11 protein-coding genes are annotated in these 8888 nt (G+C 72.5%); 5 read left to right on the top strand and 6 right to left on the bottom strand.

Translation table 11 applies throughout. The features are described 5' to 3' along the window. Positions 1-97: 97 nt before the first annotated feature. Together ACFVW8_RS36960 and ACFVW8_RS36955 are read right to left on the bottom strand one after the other, a co-directional pair. Positions 98-829 (bottom strand): alpha/beta fold hydrolase, encoded by a 732-nt coding sequence (locus ACFVW8_RS36960; protein WP_389698035.1) that lies wholly within the window; start codon positions 827-829, stop codon positions 98-100. Positions 830-890: 61 nt separating this feature from the next. Then, positions 891-1850, bottom strand: coding sequence for a LysR family transcriptional regulator (locus tag ACFVW8_RS36955; RefSeq protein WP_389698033.1), 960 nt, complete (start codon positions 1848-1850; stop codon positions 891-893). Positions 1851-1973: 123 nt separating this feature from the next. Here ACFVW8_RS36955 and ACFVW8_RS36950 point away from each other — a divergent pair, with 123 nt between their 5' ends. Further along, positions 1974-3233 carry an MFS transporter gene (locus ACFVW8_RS36950; protein ID WP_389698031.1) on the top strand — a complete coding sequence of 420 codons (1260 nt, stop codon included), beginning with the start codon at positions 1974-1976 and terminating at the stop codon, positions 3231-3233. Positions 3234-3256: 23 nt separating this feature from the next. On the opposite strand, the gene ACFVW8_RS36945 is transcribed toward ACFVW8_RS36950, so the two are convergent. Then, positions 3257-3772 carry an NUDIX hydrolase gene (locus ACFVW8_RS36945; protein WP_389698029.1) on the bottom strand — a complete coding sequence of 172 codons (516 nt, stop codon included), beginning with the start codon at positions 3770-3772 and terminating at the stop codon, positions 3257-3259. Between the two features lie 29 nt (positions 3773-3801). Next, the gene (locus ACFVW8_RS36940) at positions 3802-4320 is read right to left on the bottom strand and encodes a nuclear transport factor 2 family protein (protein ID WP_389698027.1); all 519 of its coding nucleotides are present in this window, start codon (positions 4318-4320) and stop codon (positions 3802-3804) included. A 244-nt stretch (positions 4321-4564) separates the two neighbouring features. On the opposite strand from ACFVW8_RS36940, the gene ACFVW8_RS36935 reads away from it, so the two are divergent. The 3 genes from ACFVW8_RS36935 to ACFVW8_RS36925 all read left to right on the top strand — a co-directional run bounded on the left by ACFVW8_RS36935 (position 4565) and on the right by ACFVW8_RS36925 (position 6936). Beyond that, on the top strand, positions 4565-5608 hold the full coding sequence (locus ACFVW8_RS36935) for an NAD(P)/FAD-dependent oxidoreductase (protein WP_389698037.1): 1044 nt from the start codon (positions 4565-4567) through the stop codon (positions 5606-5608). After that, positions 5605-6234: an SAM-dependent methyltransferase gene (locus tag ACFVW8_RS36930; protein WP_389698025.1), complete on the top strand. Its 630-nt coding sequence runs from the start codon at positions 5605-5607 to the stop codon at positions 6232-6234. The genes ACFVW8_RS36935 and ACFVW8_RS36930 overlap by 4 nt, the downstream gene beginning before the upstream one ends. A 144-nt stretch (positions 6235-6378) precedes the next feature. Further along, positions 6379-6936 (top strand): DinB family protein, encoded by a 558-nt coding sequence (locus ACFVW8_RS36925; RefSeq protein WP_389698023.1) that lies wholly within the window; start codon positions 6379-6381, stop codon positions 6934-6936. Between the two features lie 75 nt (positions 6937-7011). Here ACFVW8_RS36925 and ACFVW8_RS36920 read toward each other — a convergent pair whose 3' ends face one another. Continuing rightward, positions 7012-7872 carry a LysR family transcriptional regulator gene (locus ACFVW8_RS36920; RefSeq protein ID WP_389698021.1) on the bottom strand — a complete coding sequence of 287 codons (861 nt, stop codon included), beginning with the start codon at positions 7870-7872 and terminating at the stop codon, positions 7012-7014. Positions 7873-7942: 70 nt separating this feature from the next. Between ACFVW8_RS36920 and ACFVW8_RS36915 the strand changes: the two genes are divergently transcribed. After that, the gene (locus ACFVW8_RS36915; RefSeq protein ID WP_389698019.1) at positions 7943-8257 is read left to right on the top strand and encodes a hypothetical protein; all 315 of its coding nucleotides are present in this window, start codon (positions 7943-7945) and stop codon (positions 8255-8257) included. A gap of 88 nt (positions 8258-8345) precedes the next feature. Here ACFVW8_RS36915 and ACFVW8_RS36910 read toward each other — a convergent pair whose 3' ends face one another. Further along, the gene (locus tag ACFVW8_RS36910; RefSeq protein WP_389698017.1) at positions 8346-8819 is read right to left on the bottom strand and encodes a hypothetical protein; all 474 of its coding nucleotides are present in this window, start codon (positions 8817-8819) and stop codon (positions 8346-8348) included. Positions 8820-8888 lie beyond the last annotated feature (69 nt).

Below are 8888 nucleotides of genomic sequence, written 5' to 3'. Positions count from 1 at the left end.
CTTTTCCTGTGACGGCACTTTTCGCCTCACGGCACGGGACCCTTGGGGCTCGGGCCCGTACGGTGCCGCACCCGGGCCCGGCCGGGGCCCGGCACTCTCAGCCGCGGGCGGGCAGCTGCCGGGCGAAGCGGCGGACGGCATCGCTGAAGGCGTCCGGATCGTCGAAGTTGGCGAGGTGCCTCGCCCGCGGGACCAGCTCGACGCGGGCATCCGGGTGCGCGCGGGCGAACTCCCTCTCGCCGGACCGGAACACGGTGTCCTTCTCGCCGTTCAGGATGAGCACCGGGGCATCCACATGACGCATCGCGCCGGCGTCGAAGCGGCCCAGCACGTCGCCCCAGGCCGCCGGCAGCGTGTGGAAGGCGTAGCCGGAGCCGATGGTCGCCGCGACCACCTCGGGCGGGTAGAGCCGGCGCAGCAGCCGGTCGTTCCACCGGGTCAGCCGGTCCGCCGGCAGCCGGGGCACGAGCCCGGCGGCCCAGCGGTACGGCGTGGCCCACGCACCCCGGGTCGAGGCGCTGGCCCCCGCGAGGACCAGCCCCCGCAGCAGATCCGGGCGCCTCCGTGCGAACTCCAGCGAGGCGTACCCGCCGAGCGAGTGCCCGACGACCAGGGCCGGCCCCCGGCCGAGCGCGTCCACCGCGCCGGCGATGATCTCCGTCGCCGCGTCCAGACTCCACGGCTCGGCGGAGCGGGCGCCGTGGCCCGGCAGGTCGACTGCGGCTGCCCGGAACTCCTCCCCGAGTGCGGCCAGTTGTGAGCTCCACTGCCCTGCGCTGAAGCGCGTCCCGTGCACGAAGACGAGGGGCGGTGCGTCCGACGCTGTCATGAGTCCTCCGGATCGGCGCTCGCGGCGGGCCGGCTCCCCGGCCGGGCGAAGGTCCTGCCCACTATGCCCATGTCGGTGTCCACGCAGGCGTCCAGGTCCCGGAGCCGGAGCCGGAGCCGGAGCGGCGGGGCCGCCCGGAGCGCAGGTGGTCGCGGAGCGCGGCGAGCGTCGGGTGCGGGTTGTCGCGGTGCCACACCAGTGAGTGCGGGTAGACCGGTGCCGGATCGCGGACGGCGATCCGGCGCAGGCCGTGTTCGGCGGGCCAGACGAGACGTGTCCGCTCGCCGACGAAGGTCGCCAGCGACGGGGAGCCGGCGAGGGTGTCCAGCAGCGGCTCGGTGCCGAAGCCGGGGCCGGTGATCTCGATCGTGAGCCCGAACGCGGTGGCGAGATCGGCGTAGTACGCGGCCGACTCGGTGCCGGGTACGAGACCGGGCATCCAGATCCGGTGCCCGACGAGATCGGCGGGTCTCACCGCGGCGGCGCCGGCCAGCTCATGGGCGGGCCCGGTGAGCAGCTGGACCGGCTCGTCGAAGGCCCGGACGGTATCGATGTCGTCGGGGAGCTGCCGTCCGGGCACGGCGACCGCGCGGAAGGACGCGTCGATCGCGCCGGACCGGATGGCGTCGACGGCCGTGTCCGTGTCGACGAGGGTCACGAGATCGAGTTCGGCCTCGGGGTGGGCGCGATGGAATTCGCCCAGCACACCGGCCGGGCCGAGCCGGCGGCCGATCACGTCGACCCGCAGCGCACGCCGGCCGGGCCGCACGGAGGCGACCGCCCGCGTCCCGGCCCGCAGGAGATCGCGGGCATGGGGCAGGAACGCCTGGCCGTCGATGGTCAGCTTCACGCCGCGCGCGGTGCGGGTGAACAGCCGCACACCGAGGATCCTCTCCAGCGTGGCGATGCGCTTGGAGACCGCCTGCTGGGTGACCGACAGCTCCGCGGCGGCGTCCTGGAACCGCCCCGCGTCGGCGGCGGCCACGAAAGTGCGCACGGCGTCGATGTCCACGCCGAGCATGGTATTTCCACAACCGATGGTTGTGCCTGCCGGCTGAACGGTTGTTTGCTCTCGCGGTACCCGACTCGCTTTGATGCCGGTGGTCGGCGTGCGGCTGTCCGGAACGGCGGGAGTGGGTGGGGCATGGCGGGCAGACGGACGCTGGGGCGGCGGTTCGGGTGGCTGTGGGCGGCGTACGCGGTCAGCTCGTACGGCACCGGGCTCGGCTTCGGCGCATTTCCCCTGATCGCGGTCCTCGTGCTGCACAGCGGACCGACCCAGGTGGCGGCGCTGGCTGCCGCCGGGCGGGCCGTGGGCGCCCTGATCGCGGTACCGCTCGGCCCCTGGGTGGAGTTCCGGCACAAGCGGCCGGTCATGATCGCGATGGACCTGATCCGGTTCGCGGCGCTGATGAGCATTCCCGCCGCGTTCGCGCTCGGCCTGCTCGGCTTCGTCCAGCTCCTGCTCGTCTCGGTCGTCGTCGCGGCGGCCGACATCGCCTTCAAGGCGGCCAGCGGTGCCTATCTGAAGGCGCTCGTGCCACCGGGGGACCTGCTCGTCGCGAACGGCCGGTTCGAATCCACCACGTGGACCTCGACCATGATCGGGCCGCCGCTCGGCGGGGCCGCGATCGGGCTGTTCGGCCCGGTGACGACCGTGGTCGCCGACGCGGTCAGCTATCTGCTCTCCGCGCTCGGCATCCGCGCCATCGGCGGAACGGAACCGGGCCCCGCGCGGACCGGTCCGCCCCGGCTGCGGGCCGGCGATCTGCTCGACGGCTGGCGCTACATCCTCGCCCACCCCACGCTGCGCCCGCTGCTGTTCAACTCGATCGTGGTCAACGGCCTGATCATGGCCTCCGGACCACTCCTGGCCGTACTCCTGCTGGGCGACCTCGGGTTCACACCCTGGCAGTACGGTCTCGTGTTCGCGGCCCCCTGTATCGGCGGCCTCGTCGGCTCACGCCTCGCGCACCCGCTGGCGGCGCGGTTCGGCCACCACCGGACGATGCTCATCTCCGGGATGCTGCGCGCCTGCTGGCCCCTCGGCCTCGCGTTCGTCCGTCCCGGCATTCCCGGAATGGCACTCGTCATCGTCGTCCAACTCGGCCTGGTGACCTGCTGCGCCCTGTTCAACCCGCTGCTGGCCACCTACCGGCTCGACCACACCGCCCCCGAACGGGTCGCCCGCACCCTGTCCGCCTGGTCGATCAGCAGCAGCGCCGCCATCGCGGCCATGACCGCGCTGTGGGGTCTGCTGGCCGCCGTCACGAGCCCCCGCACCGCGATCGCCGTCGCCGGGATCGTCCTCCTGGCCACCCCGCTGCTGCTCCCGCGCCGCGAGAAGGCGCCCGGGAGCGCCGAGCTCCCGAGCGCCGAGGAGGCGGCCGGCCCGGCCGCCTGAGGCTTCTTGCGCCGGCCGCCGCCTCAGACCGTCTCCGGGCCGGCCCGCACGACCCCGGCGATCAGGTCATGGATCAGGAACTCCCCGGGCGCGCGGTTCTCCTTGAGCCGGGGGAGGTCGGCGGGGCCGAACCAGCCGAAGGCGGAGTGCTTGGACCATTCCAGGGCGGGGTGGTCCAGATCGCCGTCGACGTCGACGAGGTAGTCGGCCTCGTGGCGGAGTCCCGCTCCGTCGTCCCCGGTCCAGGTGCTGGTGCCGAGGAACCGCCGCACATGGCGCAGCCGCCAGCCGGTCTCCTCCGCGACCTCCCGGGCGAGTGCCTCCAACAGGGTCTCGCCGGACTCGACATGACCGCCGACGATGTCCCATGTGTCCGGGAAGAGCTGCCGGTCCGGGCTGCGGCGCTGGGCGAAGGCGGCACCGTCCCGGTCGAGGACGACCGCGCCGACGGTCCAGGACGTCCCGGGTGCGGGGACGGGCACCTCGACGCCGTCGGCCACGGTGAAGGCGAATGAGCGGTTGTCGTCGTCTGCCGGCATGCGCGCCAGGGTAGGCCGTCATGGCTCCGTCAGCTGACCGGACCGTCAGCGGGCCGGAGCACCCCGAAGTCGCCGATCCGGATCCTCATGTCGAAGTCCCGGTGGCTCAGCCGCCAGCCGGTCCCGGTACGGACCCATCGGTCGTCGTACTCGCCCATGCACTCGAAGAAGCTGCCCCGCATGGAGCCGGCCCCGCTGTGGTGGATCCGCGCACTGCTCAGGCTCCGGGCGCGGTCGCCCTCGATGGTCACCCGCGTGTTGCCGAGCAGATGCTGTGTCGGGCCGCAGCCACCGAGATGGGCCTGCATCACGGCCAGGATCCTGTTGATCCCCGTCCTGCCGTACCCGGTCCCGTCGGCGGTGAAGGTGCTGCGCACGGTGTCCCAGTCGCGGGCGTCGATGGCGGCCTGCAGGCCGTGGAGCCGGTCGAGCAGGGCCTCCCGATCCTGCGGCGAGCCCTCGACGGCCTCCCCGTTCCCCAGCCGGCGCACCGTGCGCTCCAGCAGCGCCAGTCGTTCTTCGAGGCCGGTCGCTTCGACGCCGCTCATCAGGTCCACTGCCTTTCAGCCGCTCGGCCCGCGCTGCGGGCGCACCGTCATTCCGCCCTGTGTAGCGTGCGAGCGCGGCACAGCGGCGGGACCAGTCCCACTCACCGGATGTGCGGCGGAGCACGGCCCAGCAAGGCCGCCCCGTTCCGATTTGCCGAACCCGCAAAGATGTTTGCCGATCTCCGGTCCCGAAGTGCACCATCTCCCGTAGATGGAGGTGTTTCGCATGAGCGACATGACTCGGATGACGGAGATGGCGCAGATGTACGACGCGGTGGTGATCGGCGGCGGAGCCGCCGGGCTGAGCGGGGCGCTGGTGCTGTCCCGGGCCAGGCGGTCGGTGCTGGTGATCGACGCGGGCAGACCGCGCAACGCACCCGCGTCCCACGCGCACAACTACCTGGGCCGCGAGGGCATCCCGCCCCAGGAGCTGCTGGCCATCGGGCGGGCGGAGGCCGCCGGGTACGGGGCCGAGATCGTCGAGGGCGAGGCCGTCTCGGCCGGGAAGCTGCCGGGCGGGGACGGGTTCCGGGTCCTGCGCGAGGACGGGACCGCCGTCACGGCGCGCCGCCTCCTCGTCACCACCGGGCTCGTCGACGAACTGCCGCCGATCCCCGGTCTGGCCGAGCACTGGGGCCACGACGTGCTGCACTGCCCGTACTGCCACGGCTGGGAGGTGCGGGACCGGCCCGTGGGCGTCCTGGCCGTGAGCCCGATGGCCGTGCACCAGGCCCTGCTCTGGCGGCAGTGGAGCGACGACGTCACGCTCTTCCTGCACCACGCGCCCGAGCCGAGCGACGAGGAGTACGAGCAGCTCGCCGCACGTGGCATCGCCGTGGTGGACGGGGAGGTGTCCGGCATCGAGTCGGACGGGGGCCGGCTCACCGGGGTGCGGCTGGCCGGCGGGCGGATCGTGCCGCGCGAGGCCGTGGTGGTCCAGCCGCGCTTCACCGCACGGTCCGGGGTCCTGGACGGCCTCGGCCTGCACCCCACCGCGCTGGAGGCGGGCGGTCACACCATCGGCACGTACATCGCGTCCGATGCGGCCGGTGCGACCGAGGTGCCCGGCGTTTGGGTCGCCGGTAACGTCGCCAACCTCATGGAACAGGTCATCGGTTCCGCCGCGGCGGGGTTGAAGGCGGCCTCCGCCCTCAACGCCGATCTGGTGGCCGACGACACCCGGCGCGCGGTCGAGGCCCGCCGCGCCCCCTTCTCGGCCGAGGCCGAGCGCCAGGTCTGCGAGAAGACACTCGGAAGCCGCCGACACGGACTGCAGGAGACACGATGACAACCGACAGCACGCCCTCCGACGCCGAACTCTGGGACGAGCGCTACCGCGAGAGCAGTCGGATCTGGAGCGGGAACCCCAACACCGCGCTCGTGCGTGAAGCGGAGGGTCTGACGCCGGGACGCGCCCTCGACCTCGGGTGCGGGGAGGGGGCCGACGCCGTCTGGCTCGCCCGCCTGGGCTGGCGGGTCACTGCCACGGACATCTCGCGGGTCGCCCTCGGCCGGGCCGCCGAGCACGCGGACGAGGCGGGGGTCGCCGACCGTGTCGACTGGCAGTTCCACGACCTGGGGGTCTCTTTTCCCGAGGGGGAGTACGACCTCGTCTCCGCCCACTTCCTGCACTCGATGGGCGATCTGCCGCGCGAGCAGATCCTGCGGCGGGCCGCATCGGCCGTCGCGCGCGGCGGCGTGCTCCTGGTGGTCGGGCACGCGAGCTTCCCGGCGTGGGAGCACGACCACGCGGACATGCACTTCCCCACCCCCGACGAGGTGCTCGCCTCCCTCGAACTCCCTGCGGGGGAGTGGGACGTGCTGCTGAGCGAGGAGCACGAGCGCGTACAGAACGACCCGGACGGGAACCCCACGACCCGTACCGACAACGCCCTGAAGATGCACCGCCGCTGACGATGAATCACGGACGGGGTGCGTCGGCCGCCGCCGCGGTCGACGCACCCACATCCCTTGCTCATTCAGGTCAGCATCTGGCCTATACGGCTCCTACTGTGGTCCTTGACCGGCGGAACACAGGAACCACCGAAGGCAGGGACCATGAACGTGAACGAGCAGGACACCCGCGTTGCGGCCGAGACCCGGGCCGTCACCGGCGAGCGCGCCGACCTGCTGGAAATGCTCGCCAAACAGCGGCACTTCCTGCGCTTCACCACCCGCGATCTCACCGACGAGCAGGCGCGGCTGCGGACCACCGCAGGCGAGCTGTGTCTGGGCGGTCTCATCAAGCACGTCGCCTCGGTCGAGCGGAGCTGGGCGGGCTTCATCCTGCACGGGCCCTCGGCGATGCCGGACTTCACCGCCATGACCGAGGCCGACTTCGCCGAGCGGCTCGACGAATTCAAGCTGCTGCCCGACGAGACGCTGGAAGGCGTGCTCGCCGATTACGCCGAGGCGGCCCGCCGGACCGACGCACTGGTGGCCACCGTGCCGGATCTGTCCGTCACCCACCCGCTGCCGAAGGCCCCGTGGAACGAGCCCGGCAAGGAGTGGTCGATCCGTCAGACGCTCATGCACATCGCCACCGAGACCGCCCAGCACGCCGGCCACGCCGACATCATCCGTGAGTCGCTGGACGGCGCGAAGAGCATGGGCTGACCGGGCGGTCGGGGGAGCGGAGGGCCGGAGCGCAGGGTGTTCCCCGCCCGGCCCTCCGGCCGTTGCGCGGACCGGTCATGAAGTCCTGCTCGCGGAGACCGCCGCGTCGACGAACGAGGCGACGAGCGGGCGGTGGTCGAGCTGAGACCACGCGATGACCATCCGGCTCGGCGGCGCATCGGTCACGGGCCTGTGGACCAGCCCCGGGTGGACGGGCTCGACGGACGAGCGCGGCAGGATCGCGATCGTCCGGCCGAGCATGATCATCTGAGTCAGCTGTGCCACATCCGCGATCTCCGGCCCGCTGCCGCCGGCGACGATGTCGTTCCCGGCGGGCACACCCTTCCAGCGCGGCAGCGTCTCGCCCTCCAGATCGGCCATCCGCAGCTCGTCGCGCGCGGCCAGCCGGTGGCCACGCGGCAGGATCGCGACGCGCTCCTCGGTGAACAGGGTCCGGTGGTCCAGTCCCGTGAGGTCGTCGAACGGTGCGTACAGCAGCGCCAGATCGGCCCTGCCGTCGCGCACATGGTCGGCCCGGTCGGTGGCACCGCCGAACAGGATGTCCACCCGGCGGGCATCGGGCAGGCGGGCGTACGCGGCGAGGATCCCGGACAGCAGATTGGCATCGCTGCCCGGCTTGATCACCAGCCGCAGATGCGCCTCGGGTGCCCCTGCCCGGCGGGCGGCCAGGGCCGCGGCACTCACCGCGTTGAGCGCGTGGCGGCCGTGATGCAGCAGCGCCTCACCGGCCGGGGTCAGCGAGACGCGGCGGCTGGAGCGCACCAGCAGCTGGACGCCGAGCCGTGATTCGAGGCGCTGTACCGCCTTGGACAGTGCCGGCTGGGCGATGGACAGGCGCTCGGCGGCCCGCCCGAAATGCAGTTCCTCGGCGACCGCGACGAAGTACTCGATCTCGCGGGTCTCCAGATCAGTCATGCCTCCAGGTTATCGATCGAGGCTCGATAGGTCTTGGACTTCACCCCATGCGCCGGGGTTCGATTGGCGCATGATTCACCACACGATGATCGTCTCTTTCACCGACCCCGTCCCGGATGCCGAGCTGGATCAGTTCCTCAAAGACATCGAACAGGTCATGCGCGACACCGGGCAGATCCAGACGTTCTCGGCGGCCCACCACATCCGCGTACCCGCCGACGACCACAGTCCCGTGTTCGCCGCCACCGCCATCGTGCGGTTCGGTGTGGCCGACCTCGACGCGCTCAACGCCTCGTTCGTGGCGCCCGGGGCCGAGGAACTCATCCTGCGCTGGCAGGCCCGCCATCCGTACAAGGTCGTCTGGGCCAACCACGAGCCGCTCTGACGCGATCCGTTCCCGTACGGGCTGCGTCGACGCGAGCGGCTCTGCCTGCGAGCCGCTCCGGCCCGCCGGCCGCCGGCGCCCCCTGCGCCTATGGGGTCTCCGGTTCCCCCGACGGCTCGTCCTGCGTCGCGAGTCCGGCCATCCATAGAGGCATCAGCCAGTGCACGATGAATACCGCGGCCAGGGCGGGCGCGAGCAGGGCTCCGGCGGGTGCGTGACCGGCCCGGCCGGCCACGGCGACGCCGGCGACGGCGCCCGCCAGAAGATACGTCGTCAGGCGGTGCGCGCGGGCCCGTACCCTGTCCCGCTCCGCCAGCTGGCGTTCGTCCAGGACGTGCGCGCGCAGTTCCAGCAGCCCCCGGGTGGCGCCGTTGATCGCGCCGGTGGCCAGACACCAGGGGAGCAGCAGGACGAGCAGGGCGACGCCGGGCCACACCCGGTCGCTCACGTAGGTGCCGATGCCTGCCGCCACGCCTGCCGCCGTGAGGACCATATGGGCCGCGACGGCCGCGCGCCGTAGCGCGGCCCTCGCGTTCATCGCGCCCGCCCCACGAACGTTCATGGTGGGGAACAACCGCTGGTCGGTGCGCGGGGGCCGGGTTGCCCCCGTGGTGGGGGTAATTTGTTGCTA

Origin of the sequence: Streptomyces sp. NPDC058221, assembly GCF_042882365.1 — a bacterium.
Taxonomy (GTDB): Bacteria; Actinomycetota; Actinomycetes; order Streptomycetales; family Streptomycetaceae; genus Streptomyces.
This window is presented reverse-complemented; position numbering and strand designations above follow the sequence as displayed.

Excerpts from the sequence above, each read along its gene's own strand:
- ACFVW8_RS36960 (WP_389698035.1), bottom strand. The coding sequence starts at position 829 with ATGACAGCGTCGGACGCACCGCCCCTCGTCTTCGTGCACGGGACGCGC.
- ACFVW8_RS36955 (WP_389698033.1), bottom strand. The coding sequence starts at position 1,850 with ATGCTCGGCGTGGACATCGACGCCGTGCGCACTTTCGTGGCCGCCGCC.
- ACFVW8_RS36950 (WP_389698031.1), top strand. The coding sequence starts at position 1,974 with ATGGCGGGCAGACGGACGCTGGGGCGGCGGTTCGGGTGGCTGTGGGCG.
- ACFVW8_RS36945 (WP_389698029.1), bottom strand. The coding sequence starts at position 3,772 with ATGCCGGCAGACGACGACAACCGCTCATTCGCCTTCACCGTGGCCGAC.
- ACFVW8_RS36940 (WP_389698027.1), bottom strand. The coding sequence starts at position 4,320 with ATGAGCGGCGTCGAAGCGACCGGCCTCGAAGAACGACTGGCGCTGCTG.
- ACFVW8_RS36935 (WP_389698037.1), top strand. The coding sequence starts at position 4,565 with ATGACGGAGATGGCGCAGATGTACGACGCGGTGGTGATCGGCGGCGGA.
- ACFVW8_RS36930 (WP_389698025.1), top strand. The coding sequence starts at position 5,605 with ATGACAACCGACAGCACGCCCTCCGACGCCGAACTCTGGGACGAGCGC.
- ACFVW8_RS36925 (WP_389698023.1), top strand. The coding sequence starts at position 6,379 with ATGAACGTGAACGAGCAGGACACCCGCGTTGCGGCCGAGACCCGGGCC.
- ACFVW8_RS36920 (WP_389698021.1), bottom strand. The coding sequence starts at position 7,872 with ATGACTGATCTGGAGACCCGCGAGATCGAGTACTTCGTCGCGGTCGCC.
- ACFVW8_RS36915 (WP_389698019.1), top strand. The coding sequence starts at position 7,943 with ATGATTCACCACACGATGATCGTCTCTTTCACCGACCCCGTCCCGGAT.
- ACFVW8_RS36910 (WP_389698017.1), bottom strand. The coding sequence starts at position 8,819 with ATGAACGTTCGTGGGGCGGGCGCGATGAACGCGAGGGCCGCGCTACGG.